This is a genomic window from Escherichia sp. R1 (assembly GCF_003000935.1).
GTDB lineage: Bacteria > Pseudomonadota > Gammaproteobacteria > Enterobacterales > Enterobacteriaceae > Escherichia > Escherichia coli.
Genome location: NZ_PSRU01000003.1, coordinates 90,063 through 108,694 on the forward strand (window position 1 = coordinate 90,063; position 18,632 = coordinate 108,694).

The 18,632-nt window shown below is 44.8% G+C and carries 19 protein-coding genes, 2 tRNA genes and 2 pseudogenes; 16 read left to right on the plus strand and 7 right to left on the minus strand.

Annotation, left to right across the window (positions count from 1 at the left end):
* Positions 1-230: 230 nt before the first annotated feature.
* From ybtP to ybtS, 4 genes are read left to right on the plus strand one after another with little or no spacing between them, the layout of a single operon-like run.
* Positions 231-1,943, plus strand: a complete 1,713-nt coding sequence (gene ybtP, locus C4F37_RS04830; protein WP_001313954.1) for a yersiniabactin ABC transporter ATP-binding/permease protein YbtP — start codon at positions 231-233, stop codon at positions 1,941-1,943.
* Positions 1,930-3,732: a yersiniabactin ABC transporter ATP-binding/permease protein YbtQ gene (gene ybtQ, locus C4F37_RS04835; RefSeq protein WP_001304269.1), complete on the plus strand. Its 1,803-nt coding sequence runs from the start codon at positions 1,930-1,932 to the stop codon at positions 3,730-3,732. The genes ybtP and ybtQ overlap by 14 nt, the downstream gene beginning before the upstream one ends.
* On the plus strand, positions 3,725-5,005 hold the full coding sequence (gene ybtX / locus C4F37_RS04840; protein ID WP_001286281.1) for a yersiniabactin-associated zinc MFS transporter YbtX: 1,281 nt from the start codon (positions 3,725-3,727) through the stop codon (positions 5,003-5,005). Before ybtQ ends, ybtX begins: the two co-directional genes overlap by 8 nt.
* Positions 5,006-5,032: 27 nt before the next feature.
* Positions 5,033-6,337: a yersiniabactin biosynthesis salicylate synthase Irp9/YbtS gene (ybtS, locus tag C4F37_RS04845; RefSeq protein ID WP_000703047.1), complete on the plus strand. Its 1,305-nt coding sequence runs from the start codon at positions 5,033-5,035 to the stop codon at positions 6,335-6,337.
* Positions 6,338-6,530: 193 nt separating this feature from the next.
* Here the strand turns inward: ybtS and C4F37_RS04850 are convergent, their stop codons facing one another.
* From C4F37_RS04850 to mtfA, 3 genes are all read right to left on the minus strand, one after another.
* A complete protein-coding gene (locus tag C4F37_RS04850) occupies positions 6,531-7,793 on the minus strand; it encodes a tyrosine-type recombinase/integrase (RefSeq protein ID WP_024193506.1) in 1,263 nt (420 codons plus the stop codon).
* A 161-nt stretch (positions 7,794-7,954) separates the two neighbouring features.
* Positions 7,955-8,030 (minus strand) — tRNA-Asn (locus tag C4F37_RS04855).
* Between the two features lie 100 nt (positions 8,031-8,130).
* On the minus strand, positions 8,131-8,928 hold the full coding sequence (gene mtfA, locus C4F37_RS04860) for a DgsA anti-repressor MtfA (RefSeq protein ID WP_001325918.1): 798 nt from the start codon (positions 8,926-8,928) through the stop codon (positions 8,131-8,133).
* A 93-nt stretch (positions 8,929-9,021) separates the two neighbouring features.
* On the opposite strand from mtfA, the gene C4F37_RS04865 reads away from it, so the two are divergent.
* From C4F37_RS04865 to C4F37_RS04900, 8 genes are all read left to right on the plus strand, one after another.
* A tRNA-Ser gene (locus tag C4F37_RS04865) sits at positions 9,022-9,111 on the plus strand.
* A gap of 278 nt (positions 9,112-9,389) precedes the next feature.
* A complete protein-coding gene (locus tag C4F37_RS04870; protein ID WP_001773978.1) occupies positions 9,390-10,226 on the plus strand; it encodes a DUF6387 family protein in 837 nt (278 codons plus the stop codon).
* Positions 10,227-10,442: 216 nt separating this feature from the next.
* Positions 10,443-10,661 carry a helix-turn-helix transcriptional regulator gene (locus tag C4F37_RS04875; RefSeq protein WP_001773977.1) on the plus strand — a complete coding sequence of 73 codons (219 nt, stop codon included), beginning with the start codon at positions 10,443-10,445 and terminating at the stop codon, positions 10,659-10,661.
* A gap of 81 nt (positions 10,662-10,742) precedes the next feature.
* A complete protein-coding gene (locus C4F37_RS04880; protein WP_001773976.1) occupies positions 10,743-11,033 on the plus strand; it encodes a hypothetical protein in 291 nt (96 codons plus the stop codon).
* A gap of 52 nt (positions 11,034-11,085) precedes the next feature.
* Positions 11,086-11,382, plus strand: a complete 297-nt coding sequence (locus C4F37_RS04885) for a hypothetical protein (protein WP_001773975.1) — start codon at positions 11,086-11,088, stop codon at positions 11,380-11,382.
* 73 nt (positions 11,383-11,455) lie between these two features.
* Entirely contained in the window at positions 11,456-11,698 is a 243-nt protein-coding gene (locus C4F37_RS04890) for an H-NS family histone-like protein (protein ID WP_001773974.1), read from the plus strand.
* Between the two features lie 49 nt (positions 11,699-11,747).
* Positions 11,748-12,164 (plus strand): hypothetical protein, encoded by a 417-nt coding sequence (locus tag C4F37_RS04895; protein WP_001773973.1) that lies wholly within the window; start codon positions 11,748-11,750, stop codon positions 12,162-12,164.
* 51 nt (positions 12,165-12,215) lie between these two features.
* The gene (locus C4F37_RS04900; protein ID WP_001773972.1) at positions 12,216-12,965 is read left to right on the plus strand and encodes a hypothetical protein; all 750 of its coding nucleotides are present in this window, start codon (positions 12,216-12,218) and stop codon (positions 12,963-12,965) included.
* Positions 12,966-13,157: 192 nt separating this feature from the next.
* On the opposite strand, the gene C4F37_RS04905 is transcribed toward C4F37_RS04900, so the two are convergent.
* The 3 genes from C4F37_RS04905 to C4F37_RS04915 all read right to left on the minus strand — a co-directional run bounded on the left by C4F37_RS04905 (position 13,158) and on the right by C4F37_RS04915 (position 14,911).
* Positions 13,158-13,562, minus strand: a complete 405-nt coding sequence (locus C4F37_RS04905; RefSeq protein ID WP_001773971.1) for an H-NS family histone-like protein — start codon at positions 13,560-13,562, stop codon at positions 13,158-13,160.
* Positions 13,563-13,719: 157 nt separating this feature from the next.
* Positions 13,720-14,199 (minus strand): DUF4756 family protein, encoded by a 480-nt coding sequence (locus tag C4F37_RS04910; protein WP_001773970.1) that lies wholly within the window; start codon positions 14,197-14,199, stop codon positions 13,720-13,722.
* 154 nt (positions 14,200-14,353) lie between these two features.
* Positions 14,354-14,911: a replication/maintenance protein RepL gene (locus C4F37_RS04915; RefSeq protein ID WP_001764630.1), complete on the minus strand. Its 558-nt coding sequence runs from the start codon at positions 14,909-14,911 to the stop codon at positions 14,354-14,356.
* Between the two features lie 919 nt (positions 14,912-15,830).
* Between C4F37_RS04915 and C4F37_RS28215 the strand changes: the two are divergent.
* The 3 genes and pseudogenes from C4F37_RS28215 to C4F37_RS28350 form a co-directional block, all read left to right on the plus strand.
* Positions 15,831-16,100: pseudogene (locus C4F37_RS28215) on the plus strand (hypothetical protein).
* A gap of 83 nt (positions 16,101-16,183) precedes the next feature.
* Complete coding sequence (locus C4F37_RS04925; RefSeq protein ID WP_001773968.1) at positions 16,184-16,570, plus strand: hypothetical protein; 387 nt, start codon at positions 16,184-16,186, stop codon at positions 16,568-16,570.
* 55 nt (positions 16,571-16,625) lie between these two features.
* Positions 16,626-16,819 (plus strand): annotated as a pseudogene (locus tag C4F37_RS28350) (hypothetical protein); the annotation flags it as partial.
* A 24-nt stretch (positions 16,820-16,843) separates the two neighbouring features.
* On the opposite strand, the gene C4F37_RS04935 reads toward C4F37_RS28350, so the two are convergent.
* Positions 16,844-17,713, minus strand: a complete 870-nt coding sequence (locus tag C4F37_RS04935; RefSeq protein ID WP_001608367.1) for a restriction endonuclease — start codon at positions 17,711-17,713, stop codon at positions 16,844-16,846.
* A 361-nt stretch (positions 17,714-18,074) separates the two neighbouring features.
* Here C4F37_RS04935 and C4F37_RS04940 point away from each other — a divergent pair, with 361 nt between their 5' ends.
* Positions 18,075-18,578 carry a hypothetical protein gene (locus C4F37_RS04940; protein WP_001773967.1) on the plus strand — a complete coding sequence of 168 codons (504 nt, stop codon included), beginning with the start codon at positions 18,075-18,077 and terminating at the stop codon, positions 18,576-18,578.
* Positions 18,579-18,632 lie beyond the last annotated feature (54 nt).

Here is an 18,632-nt window from a genome sequence, read left to right on the forward strand (position 1 = left end):
ACCAATGCGGGTATAAATAGAACCGAATGGGGTAGATGAGTTATTGATAATGGTTATTATTCACATTAATTCTCAGAACGCCACCCTGAATTGTCGTTTTTGGCGTCCGTAAAAATTCATCAGGAAATTCAGTTACTCCCATGTCATCTCAATCATCCAATACTGAATCGCTGTCCCGATTTCCTCTTTGGCAGGTGATTACACCGGTTCGCAGGAAGGTTATTTTAGCTATGGCGCTGGCGGGGCTGGCGGCATTAACCAGCCTGGGGGCGCTCCTTTTTCTGGCGTGGAGCCTGCGTGACATTCGCGCGACGCCTGACGCTATTCCGGCCTGGCCGCTGGGCGGCGTGATCGGCTGCGTGGTCTTAACTTTTGTTCTGCGCTTACAGGCGTTCAACACCTCTCATTACGCGGCTTTTCATCTGGAGAACATTCTGCGCAGCAGGTTAGCCCGTAAAGCATTGCAGCTTCCGCCTGGCGTGTTACAGCAAATGGGCAGCGGGTCAGTGGCGAAAGTGATGCTGGATGACGTGAAGTCGTTACATATTTTTGTGGCCGACAGCACGCCGCTCTATGCCCGCGCGATCATCATGCCGCTGGCGACAATCGTTATCTTGTTCTGGCTGGACTGGCGGCTGGCAATCGCGACGCTGGGGATACTGGCGTTTGGATCGATTGTTCTCGTGCTCGCCCGCCAGCGTTCGGAAGATATGGCTCAGCGTTATCATAAGGCGCGCGAGCAGGTTAGCGCGGCGGTTATTGAGTTCGTGCAGGCCATGCCCGTGGTGAGAACGTTTGATAGCGGCAGCACCAGTTTTTTGCGCTATCAACGCGCCCTTGAAGAGTGGGTCGATGTGCTCAAAACCTGGTATCGCAAAGCCGGTTTTTCAGCGCGTTTTTCCTTCTCGATTCTGAATCCTCTCCCGACCCTGTTTGTCCTGATCTGGTCGGGATACGGCCTGTTGCACTATGGCAGTTTCGATTTTATCGCGTGGGTGGCCGTTTTACTGCTGGGCAGCGGAATGGCCGAAGCCGTAATGCCAATGATGATGCTCAATAACCTGGTCGCGCAAACGCGTTTAAGCATTCAGCGTATTTATCAGGTTCTCGCGATGCCGGAGTTATCGCTGCCGCAGTCTGACCAGCAGCCGCAAGAGGCGAGCATTACCTTTGAGCAGGTGAGCTTTCATTATCCGCAAGCGCGTACTGGCGCCGCGTTGCAGGAGGTGAGCTTTCATGTGCCTGCCGGGCAAATTGTGGCGCTGGTCGGGCCAAGCGGCGCCGGAAAAAGCACCGTGGCGCGCTTGCTGCTGCGTTACGCCGACCCGGACAAAGGCCATATCCGTATTGGCGGCGTGGATCTGCGTGATATGCAGACGGACACCCTGATGAAGCAACTCTCGTTTGTGTTTCAGGACAACTTCCTTTTTGCCGACACGATAGCCAATAACATTCGTCTGGGCGCGCCGGATACGCCGCTGGAGGCGGTTATAGCGGCGGCCAGAGTGGCGCAGGCCCATGATTTTATTAGCGCTCTGCCAGAAGGTTACAACACTCGAGTCGGGGAACGTGGGGTATTTCTCTCCGGCGGCCAGCGGCAGCGCATTACTATCGCCCGGGCGCTTTTGCAGGATCGCCCCATCCTGGTGCTCGATGAGGCGACGGCGTTTGCTGACCCGGAAAACGAAGCGGCGCTTATCAAGGCGCTCGCGGCGGCCATGCGTGGCCGGACGGTCATCATGGTCGCGCATCGTCTCTCAATGGTGACTCAGGCCGATGTGATATTGCTGTTTTCCGACGGACAGCTCAGGGAAATGGGGAACCATACGCAACTGTTGGCGCAGGGCGGCCTGTATCAACGGCTCTGGCAACACTATCAGCAGGCGCAGCATTGGGTGCCGGGTGGAACACAGGAAGAGGTGGTGGAAAATGAAAGACAATAATCCTGCGGATAACCTGGCCTGGCGCGTCATCTGGCGCCAGCTTATCTCCAGCGTTGGCAGTCAGGCCAGGATGCTGCGACGCAGTATGCTGGCGCTGTTGCTGGCGGCATTCATGCAGGGGATCGCCTTTGCCTGTCTTTATCCGATCATTGATGCGCTGTTACGGGGAGACGCGCCGCAACTTCTTAACTGGGCTATGGCCTTCAGCGTCGCCGCAATTGTGACGCTGGTGCTACGCTGGTATGGCCTGGGCTTTGAATACCGTGGTCATCTGGCGCAGGCCACCCATGAGTTGCGCCTGCGACTTGGCGAGCAGTTACGCCGCGTGCCGCTGGAGAAGCTCCAGCGCGGCAGGGCGGGTGAAATGAACGCCTTGCTGCTGGGCAGCGTGGATGAAAACCTCAATTATGTTATTGCGATAGCCAATATTTTGCTGCTCACCATTGTCACGCCGCTGACGGCGTCGCTGGCGACATTGTGGATAGACTGGCGGCTGGGGCTGGTGATGTTGCTGATCTTCCCTCTGCTGGTGCCGTTTTATTACTGGCGCCGCCCGGCGATGCGGCGACAAATGCAGACGCTGGGGGAAGCGCACCAGCGTCTGAGCGGCGATATCGTTGAATTTGCTCAGGGGATGATGGTATTGCGCACCTGCGGCAGCGATGCCGATAAAAGCCGGGCGCTGCTGGCGCATTTCAATGCGCTGGAAAACTTACAGACCCGCACTCACCGTCAGGGCGCTGGCGCGACGATGCTGATCGCCAGCGTCGTGGAGTTGGGCCTACAGGTGGTGGTGTTATCCGGGATCGTCTGGGTAGTGACGGGCACTCTGAACCTCGCCTTTTTGATTGCCGCCGTCGCGATGATTATGCGCTTCGCAGAACCGATGGCGATGTTTATCAGCTACACCTCGGTTGTGGAACTGATCGCCAGCGCCCTGCAACGGATTGAGCAGTTTATGGCGATAGCACCGCTTCCCGTCGCAGAGCAAAGCGAGATGCCGGAACGTTACGATATCCGCTTTGACAACGTCAGCTATCGCTACGAAGAAGGTGACGGCCACGCGCTTAATCATGTTTCTTTGACGTTCCCGGCAGCCAGTATGAGCGCGCTGGTGGGTGCCTCCGGCGCAGGCAAAACTACGGTCACCAAACTGTTAATGCGCTATGCCGATCCGCAGCAAGGGCAGATTTCTATTGGCGGCGTCGATATTCGCCGCCTGACGCCGGAACAGCTCAATAGCCTGATTTCTGTTGTTTTCCAGGATGTCTGGCTGTTTGATGACACGCTGCTGGCGAATATCCGTATCGCGCGCCCACAGGCGACGCGGCAGGAGGTAGAAGAGGCCGCCCGCGCGGCGCAGTGCCTTGAGTTTATTTCCCGTCTTCCGCAAGGCTGGCTGACGCCAATGGGAGAGATGGGCGGCCAGCTATCGGGCGGCGAGCGCCAGCGGATTTCCATTGCCAGAGCGTTATTGAAAAACGCGCCGGTCGTCATTCTCGATGAACCGACTGCCGCGCTGGATATTGAAAGCGAGCTGGCGGTGCAAAAAGCGATCGATAACCTGGTTCACAACCGGACGGTGATTATCATCGCTCACCGTTTATCCACCATCGCCGGGGCCGGAAACATTCTGGTGATGGAAGAGGGACAGGTGGTTGAGCAGGGTACTCATGCGCAATTGCTCTCACATCATGGACGTTATCAGGCGTTGTGGCAGGCGCAAATGGCCGCGCGCGTGTGGCGCGACGACGGGGGTTCCGCGTCTGGAGAGTGGGTGCATGAGTGATGTTCAGTCGAATGTGAAACCTCTGACGTTGACGACCGGGCGGGTGATTTTTGCTATTGCCGGCGTCTATGTGACGCAGAGTCTGGTATCGGCGCTGTCTATGCAGTCCTTACCCGCGCTGGTGCGCGCTGCTGGCGGTTCGCTGGCGCTTGCCGGTGCGACAACCCTGTTTATGCTGCCCTGGGCGCTGAAGTTTATTTGGGCGCCGTGGATCGAGCGCTGGCGGCTTCCGCCCGGTAGCCAGGAACGCCGTTCCCGCATGTTAATCCTGCGTGGTCAGGTCGCGCTAGCGGCGATCCTGACTATTGCCGCAGCGATTGGCTGGTTTGGGCGAGAAGGGGGATTCCCCGATACGCAAATCGTCGCGTTATTTGTTCTGTTTATGGTGGCAGGCACGGTCGCCTCCACCATTGATATCGCCAGCGACGGCTTTTGTGTCGATCAACTGACCCGCACGGGTTACGGCTGGGGAAACAGCGTGCAGGTCGGCGGCAGCTATCTGGGAATGATGTGCGGCGGCGGGGTGTTCCTGATGCTGTCGGCGGCATCCGGCTGGCCTGTCGCCATGCTGATGATGGCGGTGCTGATTATGGCGCTGTCACTCCCGCTGTGGCGCATTACGGAGCCGACGCGAACAGCGACTATCCCGCATGTTCCGGCGTTAGGTTATGCGCTAAGGAGGAAGCAGGCGCGCCTGGGCTTACTGCTGGTATTGATGCTGAATTCAGGCATGCGGTTTGTGCTGCCTCTTCTGGCACCGCTGTTGTTGGATCATGGGTTGAGCATGTCCGCATTGGGCGCGCTGTTCAGCGGCGGCAATATTGCAGCGGGCATAGCAGGAACGCTGGCCGGCGGATTGCTGATGAAATACACCTCACCCGGCAGAGCGCTGTTGACGGCTTATGGCGTCCAGGGGATCGCGCTGCTGGCGGTGGTGATGACGCTCATGATGGCGCCGGGTCATCTGCTGCTGCAGATTCTCCAGTGTCTGGTCATTGTCCAGTCCATTTCGCTGGCCTGCGCGCTGGTCTGTCTTTACGCCACGCTGATGTCGCTTTCATCGCCTTTGCAGGCCGGTGTCGACTTCACCCTCTTTCAATGTACTGATGCGGCAATCGCCATTCTGGCCGGCGTTATCGGTGGCGTTGTTGCTCAACATTTTGGCTATGCGGCCTGCTTCCTGTTTGCCGGGGCATTCACGTTGCTGGCGGCGTGGGTTGCTTATATCCGGCTGCATTCGGCAAGAGAACTGATGACAAGCGCAATTGATTGATCCGCGAATAACACAGAGAGGTAAGGGATGAAAATCAGTGAATTTCTACATCTGGCGTTACCAGAGGAACAATGGCTACCGACGATTTCTGGCGTTTTACGCCAGTTCGTAGAAGAAGAGTGTTATGTCTATGAGCGTCAACCCTGTTGGTATTTAGGCAAAGGGTGCCAGGCACGGCTGCACATTAATGCCGACGGAACGCAGGCGACATTTATTGATGATGCCGGGGAGCAAAAATGGGCGGTGGATTCCATTGCCGACTGCGCGCGTCGTTTTATGGCGCATCCTCAGGTGAAAGGACGTCGGGTATATGGACAGGTTGGGTTCAACTTTGCGGCGCATGCGCGGGGGATTGCCTTTAACGCCGGGGAGTGGCCGCTGCTGACGTTAACCGTTCCCCGTGAAGAACTTATTTTTGAAAAGGGAAATGTCACCGTTTATGCGGACTCCGCCGACGGGTGCCGACGTTTGTGCGAGTGGGTAAAAGAGGCCGGTACAACGACGCAGAACGCACCACTGGCGGTGGATACCGCCCTCAATGGTGAGGCATATAAACAACAGGTTGCGCGCGCCGTTGCGGAGATCCGCCGTGGCGAGTATGTCAAAGTGATTGTCTCGCGCGCCATTCCCCTGCCATCGCGGATTGATATGCCCGCCACGCTGTTATACGGGCGGCAGGCAAACACGCCTGTGCGCTCGTTTATGTTCCGTCAGGAAGGACGCGAAGCGCTGGGCTTTAGCCCGGAACTGGTGATGTCAGTGACGGGCAATAAAGTGGTCACTGAACCGCTTGCGGGCACCCGCGATCGCATGGGAAACCCGGAGCATAATAAGGCGAAAGAGGCAGAACTGCTGCACGACAGTAAAGAGGTGCTTGAGCATATCCTTTCTGTCAAAGAAGCTATTGCTGAACTGGAGGCCGTTTGCCAGCCGGGCAGCGTGGTGGTTGAAGATTTAATGTCGGTTCGCCAGCGCGGCAGCGTTCAGCATCTGGGGTCTGGCGTGAGCGGTCAGCTTGCGGAAAACAAGGATGCCTGGGATGCGTTTACCGTGCTGTTTCCGTCGATTACCGCCTCAGGTATCCCTAAAAATGCTGCTCTGAACGCGATTATGCAAATTGAGAAGACGCCGCGAGAGCTTTATTCCGGCGCAATCCTGCTGCTGGACGATACGCGCTTTGATGCGGCTCTAGTTCTGCGTTCCGTATTTCAGGATAGCCAGCGCTGCTGGATACAGGCGGGGGCGGGAATCATCGCGCAATCTACGCCGGAACGCGAACTGACAGAAACCCGGGAGAAATTAGCGAGCATTGCGCCCTATTTAATGGTGTAGGAGTAACTGTTTTCTAACCTCACAACCAGATTGTCCAAAGACAATTGAGTCGCTCTTTGATTCCTCTGTGACTCTATTGTCTTCTTTTGGGATAAAATAGGTGTTTTTCGTCATGAAGTTGATAAAAGTCTATATAGAACCACCTCCTGTGGAGGTGGTGGTAATTTGCCAGAGTGTGGGATTCGTTAGTATACTATGGGATAAACTTATTTTTACCAATTGTATAAGGCGGTGCATAAGATTCTCGGCATGCTTCCAGATAATCCGACCACCACTGCATCATCGCTTTGCGGGCTTCCAGGTGCTCTGCCTTATGAATATAAGCCATGCGCACGGTATTGCGCTCCTGATGACTCATCTGGCGTTCTACTGCGTCCTTTGCCCATAAACCCGATTCCATCAGCGCACTGCATGCCATTGCCCGGAAGCCGTGACCGCAGATATCCTTTTTCGTGTCGTAACCCATCACCCGCAGTGCCTTATTGACCGTGTTTTCACACATTGGCTTATACGGGTTATGGTCGCCGGGGAAGATCAGTTCATTATTACCGGTGATATCCTTAATCTGTTTCAGAATGGCGATGGACTGTTCTGAGAGGGGGACGATATGCGGCATTCGCATTTTTGCCCCGCGGCCGGAATAACGCACGCCAATAATGGGTTCTCGCGTCGCGGGTATCGTCCAGACTCGGTTTGTGAAATCAATCTCTGACCAGCGGGCGAAACGCAGTTCACTGGAGCGAATGAACACATGCAGCATCAGCAGAACGGCATGCCGGGTCAGTTCACGGCCCTGATGATATGCCCCAATACGTTCAAGCAGTTCAGGCAGCCGCTCCAGCGGCAGGGCAGGATAGTGCCGTCTGACAGGAGGTGTGGTCACGCCGCCAAGGTTTGCTGCAGGGTTCGTATCGATTAACTCCTGATGGACCGCATGGCGCATTATGTTACTCAGGTGCTGCCGTGTGCGGGACGCAACCTCCAGCAGACCTTTTTCCTCGATCCCTTTCAGCAGGTCAATGAAATGACGGGGTTTAAGTTCTGATACAGGTAGGTTCCCGATGACCGGAAAGATGTGATTGTTCAGACTGGCAAGCAGACGGTCGGCGGTGTTCTGCGACCATTTCCTGTTACTTTTATGCCACGCCAGCGCCACGTTTTTAAAAACTTTCTCCGGTGTTCGTGAGCCACGTACAGCAGCCCGCTGCTGTACCGGGTTGATATTCAGCGCCAGCATTTTACGGATACCTTCACGTTGCTGTCGCGCATCAGACTGGGAGATGGCTGGATAGGCACCCAGCGCAATGCGGGATTCTTTACCGCTAATACGGTATTTGAGATACCAGTGGCGGGAGCCACCCGGCTTGACCAGCAGATACAGACCGTGAGAATCGGAGACTTTAAAGGGTTTATCAGAAGGCTTGAGGGTGCGGATTTTTACGTCGGTAAGGGATATATGGGGGTCACTCCATTATCGAACTAACCTGACCCCAGATTTGACCACCAATTTTTCCCGATGCGTAGGGTAAAATCAAAATGCACCGAGAAGAGTTTTCACACTAACCTGTTGAATCAACATCAGATAAAGATTCGCAAGGATGCAAGAAAACAGAAAATTGGCTCCTCTGACTGGACTCGAACCAGTGACATACGGATTAACAGTCCGCCGTTCTACCGACTGAACTACAGAGGAATCGTGAGAACGGGGCGCATATTACTTAGCGGTACCTTGTCTGTCAACACTAAATTTCATAAGCCATTTCAATTGGTTAATTAATCTGCAAAGTTGTTAATTAATGAACATTCGTCGCCGAAAACGAGTCTGTATCATTAGCGTGATGCAGTCTCTGCAAAGGATCTTGTTGATAAAATTGACAGAAACGTTGCCACAATGAAGGGAAACGAGGAGCAAAAAGTTCTGGGGCGCTAAAGAAATATTCAGAAAGTACGGCAAAACATTCAGCAGGATCACTGGCAGCATAAGCATCAATGCTCGCCGCATTCTCACCAACTAATTCGATTTCTTCCTGAATGTTGTTCATTGCAGCATGAAGATCGTGTTCCCAGCCAGCAACCTCACGCAACGAAATAAAGGGAACTCCGCTGGCGCGATCGCCGTTACGGGTGTCCAGCTTATGAGCGACTTCATGAATAATCAGGTTAAAACCAGAAGCATCAAAAGAATCTTGTATATCCAACCAGTTCAAAACGATAGGCCCTTGCTGCCAGCTCTGACCTGACTGAACAATACGTTGGTTATGCACCAGACCGATATCGTCTTCCCATTCATCATCGACCACAAATGGCGCAGGATAAATTAAGACTTCATGAAAACCATCCAGCCATTCCAGTCCTAACTCCAGAACGGGCAGGCAAAATAGAAGTGCTATCCGGCAGCTTCTTAATGAATTCAGCTCAAAGCCCTGTAAAGGAACAAGCCGTTTTTGCTGTAAAAAACGTTCGGCAAGAGCGACCAATTTGCTTTGTTCCTGTTCTGTCAGACACGTTAAAAGGGGGATCGATAGTGCTTCCTGCCAGGGAAGGGCAGTTTGATGTGCTGATTCTTGTACTTTCCAGGGCCACTTAATCATCGTTTTGCTCGCAAACTCGTCACTTGAACAAAATTGCACGGACAGGGACTGTTAAAATGCCAAATTTCCTGGCATCATGGCAACCATCTGAACGGAGAGATGCCGGAGCGGCTGAACGGACCGGTCTCGAAAACCGGAGTAGGGGCAACTCTACCGGGGGTTCAAATCCCCCTCTCTCCGCCAATCATTCAACAAAATCAATTACTTACAAAGCATTTTTGATTTTGTCATGCATAAATCCCTGCATTAAAATTCCTTTCTCTCGCTCAATTTTTCTTACTACTGATGCTGTTTTTTACCATTTTGCCGCGCGTCGGGCATCCACTTTTATGCTCTCGAGTTCACACTCTTAACAACAACTTAGCCATTCCCCCGTCTCTGATGACAAAACAGTTGAACTTCAATTGTTCCAAACGGATCCTGTGAAGATATATCAAAGGAAATGGATTGTTGGAGGATGGATGAAAAGAAGTGAAATCAGGAAAGCACTGGAAGCATGGTTTGATGTGGAACGCTATGAGGCGATAGAGAAACTTACCTTACAGCAGTTTTATGTTGAGGTTGAGCGGCGCATCTTGGCTTACAGAATGTTGTTGAGCCGGAACACCATACCTACCTTTAACCGATTAATGCTGGATGATTACCGCAACAAGATCCTCAGCGGTGAAATCTTTTTCAGTGGTGATACCGCTACTCTTGGACATGAGCTTGCCAGAACCTACGCAGTAAATCCTACGACACGAAGCCACGCGCAATTTTATGCGAAAACGCTGGCATTAACCGAAGCCACGCCTGAACTCTCTGGGTTAAGCCAGTCTGAATTTCTGTCCGAGTATCTGAAAGAGACATCCCTTAATAATCTTTCACGTATTACTGTCGATATTCATCTGGAAGAAGCATCAACCGAAGAGATCATTGAACATCTGAAAGTGTTGATCCCCCGATGGAAGAGACAGCTTAAGATGAAGTCTCCAGCGCCAAGAGAGTATCGTTTTGGGAAAAGCACATTCAGAAAAATTATTGAATATCGTCTTATCCCGATGATGGACCTGATCTTCTGGGGAGAAGATAACGGCATTAAAATCCCGCTTTCACTGATTTCCTCGCTGCTTCACGAGGACAGCGACAACGATCGTGATGAAGGAATGCTAAAGGCAACGGACTACCCGTTAGCAATGGCTTTTCTGACGGATGCGAGCTATCTGAAATCGCTTGAAGATTACATGATGGAAAACAATCACTTGAAAGACTCCCCTGTTGAAAAGCATGTAGAAGACGACAGGAATAAGAAAAAATAAGCCAAGTAAAAAGGGTTACGTTCGCTCCGTGCGAACGTGATCGCATTCAGCATTAACGAATCTTTTTCCATTCACCTCCCTTCTATTTTTTCATAAAATTCTTTTATGAACGCCCCTAAATTACCATAAGCAAAATCGCTATCATTGTTCACGTCGAAACAACATAGAGAAAAGCGAAATCTCATAGAGATTACTTACAATAATAGAGGACAGACAATGAAAGAAAATAGTGAAACCAGCGTAAAACGATTTATCCGCGTTCCTGATGTTTTAAATCGAGTGGGATTTAGTCGCACGACTTTATATGAACGTATTAAGGAAGGAAACTTTCCAGACAGAGTAAAAATAGGTCCGAGGTGTGTCGCTTTTGTTGAAAGTGAGATTGATGAATGGATTGAAGCGGCTATTCGACACTCACGCCAGAACGCAGCATAAAAACAGAAACAAGATCTCGTGTCGAACAGATATCTGTTCGCTCAGGGTATCTTATTATTCTAAACAATAATGGAGAAAAATATGAAGATAGAGCTTATTACGACAAAACAGTTTATTGAACAAGCCGAATGTTATTTCAGGAGCTATATGGACGGATTGCGGAGGAATGCACCAGATGATTTTTATTATTTTCTCAACAATAAATACAATATGAATGACATTATGGAAAGTATCATTAAAAAAACGAGATGTCATTTTTACGATGACACAGAAGAAGACCAAAGAAATCGGATTTATGGAGAGGTAAGCCACTGTAAGGTAAAACAACACCTTCGTCAGCTTTGGATTATCTATAAGTGTGTATACCGCTAATACTTATACAAATATTTTTCTATTCCAATATTAAACTAAAGAGGAAATAAAAATGAATACATTTAAAAATAAAACTACTGAAGTCTTTTATGTTGTGTCCTTGCATATCTATGCGGAGCTTTTTAACTCAAAGGATAAAACGACCAGTAATATGATTATAACGCATGTAATGGATCATGAGTTTGTTTGTAAGCTAATCGATCTGGCGATGAGAAATGCTGAAAAGCATCTTCTGAAAAAAGCATGGAAAAAGAATGCTGCTGAAAAACTGTCTGAGGTAGATTTTAAAGGGGTTAAGCAGGCATTAGCCAAAATGCATTATACGGTTCTGGCGGAATCAATATGTTGATATGTTCTGATGTCTATCGGCCCCTTCTTGGGGCTGATAACAAATCTTATTTGTCTGTCCAAGGAGCAAAAAAATGATTGATGAATTTCATGTGATGTATATGTATAAAAAAATCCAAGCGGAAGCCGCAACTACTGACATCAAAACACTTGAACAGCTTTTGAAAAAGTTCAGGAGCGTGGTTAACGAACGTCGTGAAGAATACTATCAGGAGATTGGTGAGAAAAAAGCGCGTAAGTTGAAAATGAAAAGATTACAAAGAATGCTTGAGAAGATGGCGTGTGACCGAGTCTCGCCAGAAGATCTCATTGACTGATAAGTGTTCTGTATAATAACGTATCTATATCAAAAAAATGGAGGTGGTTATGGGCTGGGAGCTTCACATTGTAAGAACGGAACATTGGTTCGATAGCGCAAGTGCTCCAATCAGTAGTGAAGAATGGCTCCAGCTTGTTAATGATGATAAAGAACTATCTATAGATAACAAGAACGGTGATTTTTTTGCTACATGGAGTGGGCATTGTGAACTCGATGAACCTTGGCTTGATTGGAATGATGGAAGGATTTCAACAAAACATCCTGACGAAGCCCTTTACTGTAAAATGTTGCAGATAGCTGAGAAGCTACATGCTGTAGTCGTTGATGAGGATGATCATAAATATTCGCTACCAAGTGACCTTATGAATCCTTCATGGGCGAATTCATCACCGACGGATAAAAAAACATCCTTATGGGGAAGGTTAATTTCAAAAGTAAAAAATTCTTTTTTAAGTGTTGTTTAGCCAGATTCTATCTGATGCACTAATAATTAAGAATGATGCTAGGGAACTAAAATGATTATAAATGACATTTTTAAAATATCTGAAACAATTACATCCCCATTTCACTATATATTCAAGAGAAAACTTTCACATTATTTATATCAGAAAAATATTATTGAAATTCTCGGTAGAGTTAATGAAAATAAACTGCGCGGATGGTATAGTCCATGTGATTTGATGAATGCCAGAGAATTCAGAGGGATGATTAATTCGCTTTTCCAACCCGGTGACTATCATTTTTCCACTATGGATATTGCTGCTGCAATTAGTATTGCAACAGGTCATTATTCTGATAACGAGTTTAACAAATTTAGCAACGAGATTATTGATTTCTCATATCATATATCACATGAAATAAAGGAATCAATAATTAAAAATAAAGTAATTCGAGATGGCTTGGTTGATTATGGTAAAAATATTAGTTTAATTGATATCAAATCAGATCGCAAAGCAATTGAATGCCTATTTAAGGATAAAAAAGAGTTATTTCGACATTACTTTTCCACGTTTAATAATACTTTCTATAATCATAGCATTCAGATTTGGCATCAAGGTAATGATAATACGTGGATTGACTGGACCGAAAAAAATTCTATACGCATAAACATTAATCCCTATAAAATCCGAGAAGGTTTCTTTTTAATCGGATTTGACTATCGTGATATTACAAATGGTGAAAGGTTGCATGTTGCCAGTAATAAAGATGGACATGAATACTTTAATAAATGCTTGAAAAATAGTTCGCGTGTGTGGATGCAGTAAGCAAACAACAATTGGCTAGCAACAAGAGATGAGATAATTCTAATATTCGGGAATGAATCATCATTATTTTGTAGCCATTTGGGGAGATGGATTAATTTCAACTTCCTGTTCGTAGTCGCCTCTATTGTTGCAGGTTAATTACTGATGGAGCGAAAGTAAAACCGCCAAATTAGATTGACGGTTTTATTGTGATTAGATCGCAAAGTCTTCCAGCGTTTTACCAGCTTCGATGGCAGCAGCTATCGCTTTAGGAGTACGGCCCTGACCCGTCCAAGTCTGCTCATTGCCATTTTCATCTGTATATTTGTATTTAGCAGGGCGTGGAGTGCGTGTCGATTTGGCTTTAGGCTGGGATGAACTAACAGCAGCAAGGAGTTCTGCTGGATCAATACCATCTTCTAACAGTTTCTGGCGGAAGGCTTCCAGTTTAGCCTGACGTTCTTCTTGTTCTTTACGGACAGCACTTTCTTCCTCACGACGATCTTCAACGACAGCAGAGAGCTTTTCCAGCATCTCTTCCAGAGTTGTCAGATCTGTTTCACGAGCATGTGCGCGAAGTGTACGAATATTGTTCAGTGCCTTGAGAGCTTCACTCATAGTATGTCATCCGGTGTTTTAAAATGGGCGATTAATAAAAATAATGCTTACGGTGCTGTTGGAAAAATCAAAAAAAACAGTCAGTAAATAATATAGTAAACATTATTGCATAAGCAATCTAATACATCACATTTCACACGAATAGCATAGAGTCGTTTTAAAGAGACATTTTCCTGCGCTTTTGGCTTGCTGGTTCGAACTCTGACGAGATACGAGATAGTTGCTCAAGACTATGCTCAATTGAACGCTGGAACTCAACAGCGGCTTCTGTGCGTTGTTTTATGACCAAGGCTACTATTTCTTCATCACTCTTTTCTGAAATAGCCTTACGGTATAACACGCGTTCGTTAAATAAATCGAGATTGCCAGTTGATCTTGCTGATGTGTTAGCTTTTGAACTGCTGATGGGATTTAACTCATCAATAAAGTATTCAATAAGAGATTCTCTCTTTTTTTCCAGCCTGCGAAGTTCGGTATGGGCAGACTTAAATTTCTGAGCTTTAACCAATGGAATATCATCGGAACGCAGTTTACGATATTCATTTCTGTATTCTTCTATTGGAATGTGATTTTTTAGTTCTTTGACTGTATTTACGTATTCGATTAAATCACTGTTGTCTGTTTTTACTTTTCTCATAAGAAATACCTCGTAATTAAAATGGTTGATATATTTATATTACGAGATATGGTTCAGGTGTCAAATTGGTGATGTTTCTCTCTTGGCAAGAAAATACCTTTAATGTAATCGTGGTTTATTACGGCGATTTTTTAACCTGTTTTCCCGTTGGTAATTAATTTTTATTATTCGCTGTTTTCTTTTTGCCCTTCAAGTAATAAGTTTTCATGAAAGTTAAACGATCACCATTAAACATATAGTCTGGATTAATAAAATAATAGTTCTGTATCATGGTCTCAGCAATAAATTTCTTGTCAGCAAGTTCTTTCATCCCTTTGAAATATGTCGTTCTTGATATTTTTACAATCTCTTGATCAACAATATCGAATGACATTAATATCGTATCTGTATCTTTATTGTCTCTAATAGCAAGATACAGTATCTTAAATACTTTCTTACCGGATGAGGATAAACCCTCAATAGCTGATACGCCATCCACATAAAGCTTCACGAACTGTGTCTTGTCTACTTCCATTGACTGAAAGAAACCACCATGCCCAACCTGTTCTCCTGTATTTTCATTTACTACGGCTAAGCGGTCTTTTCCTGTTGTGATACGTCTGATACCTGTTTTTGTATGTATATTTGTATCATTAAGGAATGGGTTTTTTACATGGCGAGGTAGACCTCTTCTTGATTTCTTTACTTCCGTTTGTATCTTATTTTCTATCATGGTATTTACTCCTTTATTTTTTTTAGTTATACATTTAAGTAAATACTATATTTTGCGTGCAAGTCAATACTTAAAGTTTATATTTTTTAAAATAACTAACACTTGATGTTTTTACGTATAAAACTTGTAGTGCTACAGAATATATGCAAATAACACTTTATTATTTTTATTTGAGAATAGTTATCAACTTAAGTACCGGGATTCGGGACTTTAACTCCCGAGAGTGCGTACTTTGTTTTAAGCTATAGCTGGCTTGAGAGCAGTTTTCTTCTTCATTATTCAAATAGCGAAGCTTTGGATGACATTTTAAAGAATATAATATTGGAAATAGTTCTTCTTTTTAGTTGATTGGTGCCTTATCAAAATGGCACCAATGGTGTCATCTGTGTTATTTTTCCTACTATGTTATTACAGCGAAGTGGTTGTTGTATACAATCACGAACCGCTGCTACTATCGGGACTGCTTGATTAATTTTACTTTAACTTTATATGCGTCTACGACGCGATCTTTTTTGGATAAATCCAATATTAACAGGGACAAGCCCTGTTCAGCAGAGTGATTGTTCGCAACAATCACGAAGTGCTGCTATCAAGGATATAGTTTTCCTATACGTTTAAGAGCAAATGCTATATGTCTAAAGGGAAAAACTATGTTTAAACATAGGATCTAAATTCAGCATCATGAGGAAAAGAGATCAAACAATGATCGAGTACTTTTCTTTTTATTTAAAAGACAGGAGATGAATAAAATAAAAATACCAGCGTCAGGGCGTAGCCGTGCGTCAGCACAGAGATAAAGATTTTTTCAAAAAAGAGTTTAAAAATAATAAGTAAAAGCATGAAGAAAACACAGATATATTTGATTTTTACGCTTACGATAGAGTATTAAGCAGTAATAAAATAATAAAAGGAAAATACAATGAACAATATCAAAATGATCACGCTCTTCCATCCCCATGAAAAAACACCATTTATGATCTGTATTATAAACAAAGTAGAAGATACAGAACTTGGATAGAAATTAACTCTTGAAAACGGCAACAACATTTGTGTCAATAATTATAGTCATTATCTGTTATCAGAATCTGTAAGTCGTTGCGATAAAGACAGGTTAAAGAATATTTATATTCGCTTGGTTTCAGAACTCACGCAGATGAGTGAAGAAACTATAAAATCGCAAATGTTATAAAACTTTTTTCAAAATACCATAAATATTTTTGATATTATGATTAGTTGCATGGTATTAAATAAAAACAATAACAGGAAAATATCATGAGAAAAATAAAAACAAAAATCTACTTGCCTACAGCTTCAACAGGAAACATGGATAAACACTATATCCCTGTTTTAGAGGATTTAAGAAAAGCAATATACAGCGACAGAATGTTATCAAGGCTTGCAGATAGCGGTAATATTGTAATCCATAGTTCACTTGGATATCCGTTTGCTAAATATAAAAATACGGGGATTAGCATAGGAATAGAACCATTAAATCCAATGATAAGACAAGATCTGACTCTTGGATATATCGTGGTAGTCAGAAACAGAAAAGCATCACAAGAAGTTAATGGATTACTTAACAGGTCATTGCCCAAAGCAATAAGCACTTTTAATGATCACATCAACGAATATGAATCAGTAAAAATCAAAATGCGATAACAACCTATGATCTGGTAAAATATTTAGTCTGATAACTACAGGAGGAGGATGAGCGATGGAAGGTAAGTTAATTTTTGTTCCGATGCAATACTACGGTTTCAATCCAATTACGATGAAACCGCTGCCGTTCCATTGCTATCCATCCAGAACGTCATAGCCGATACCGATCCGTTCTTTCTTCTCCGTTTCTTCCACCATACCGTTCTGATTGAAGAAGGAACAACGCTGGCAAGTATCTTTCTGGCTATATTTTACTAATCGCCAGACTAATTTTTATCTTACATTTCCATCATTGAAAACCCATTTTTTTCTGCCAGTTTGAAAATCTTCTACAATGGCTTTGACTTGCTCTGAAAAATCAACGATAGAAGTCGTTTCCATTGGTTTTCTATAGACGTAAGTACAGCTATATCCTGATATTTTTATCTGAATAGAAGCATCTTCATTTTCAATATAACCATTTTCTATTGTTTCGTCATAATTGTATGTTCCATATTCAATATTTTTAACTTTTGTAAGGAGTAATTCCTGAAGATCGTATATGCTATATCTTTCATTATCTGTAATATTATTGATAAATACGCTATTATTTAATGCACAACCGAAAACATTAAATATCATTTCTTCTGTATAAGTTTCTTGAGATTGAAACCATTGCTTATCGATATCTGTATTAAAACTTATTATTTGAGGGAGAGTTTTTGCGATCATTTTAAAATGAATTGTTTTTAGATACGGAGTGCCATCTTCATCAACCCAGTCTTGTTCTTGCTGATCCCTGATAACAAGCAGTTGAATGTTATGCTGCTCTGCTTTTATCTTTGCACCACTTTGATACCCCGTTCGCGTCGCATAGATTAGTTTAAGTCCCGGAATATCATTAGTTTTACCAATGAAAGCATCTATCTTCTCAATCGATACCGGGGAGGAATAGTCCTTACACTCGATAACCGAACGATAGGTATGACCTCCAATTTCGAACTCCCAATATATATCAAATTCTCGTTCAATTCCCGAACGATCTTTTATCTTCTTATTTTTCTCGATATTAATGTTTTTAAGGCTAGGAATATTTTCGGCTTTAAACAAAGAATATTGTATATCTCTGACAAGTTCTTCATATTCTCTTCCTGAATTAGCCATGTAAGAATCCTTATAGCTATTATCTTTTTGATGAACTTAGCACTGAACAACATATTCAATGCTTTTTATTGGGCAATATTAGCATTACATGTGAAGTTATACAACCGATTCTATATGACACGAAAATAAAAAGAGACCTGATTTCGTATTCAGGTCTCTTTTTAGAGTATAAATACAATATCTTGGAGTAATTATTTATTTACTCTTTAATATTAACTATAAAATAAATTGATTGTCAAATTTAAAGTTGCTGTTCTATTGATTATTTTTACAATATTTAATATATATTAAATAAGCCCTTTTATTTACAGCTAATTAAATATATGAGGTGGCGAGAAATAAAATCAATAAAGGAGTAAAAATGAATAGAAGAAAATATATTTTATTTTCACTGTTTTTCATCGCAGTTATGACTACAACAGCAAACGCTGCTGTTTGCACACCCGCTATGGAAACCGCAGTAAAACAGGCTCAATACAACGCAATGAAAATCGATGCAGCTCAACTGGAACCCATAGCCGAAGGGTTTATGGCAAACATAAATAGTACATTAGATACTATTGGTTGCACCGATGTATGGCCTACTGGAAGCATCGGCATAAATCTGCCAAGTTTCGATACTATAATCAGAAAAGCAAAAGAAGCAGCAATAAGTAAAGCCTGTTCGATTGCCAGAGAAAAAATGAATTCTGTTATGGGGAATATATCGGAAAGCGTTTCTTTTGATGTTCCGGGTATGGGGAATATTGCTGGGGGTAGCATTTCAACAGGAACAGGATCAACTGCGGGAGGAAGCATTAATGTTAATGGAAACTCCACAACAGGTTCTGATGTATGGAACAGTATCAGTGATGTGATGAAGTAAAATATAAAAATGTAACTCACTTGGTGCGTTGCATAAAAAAGGGAGAAAAAATGA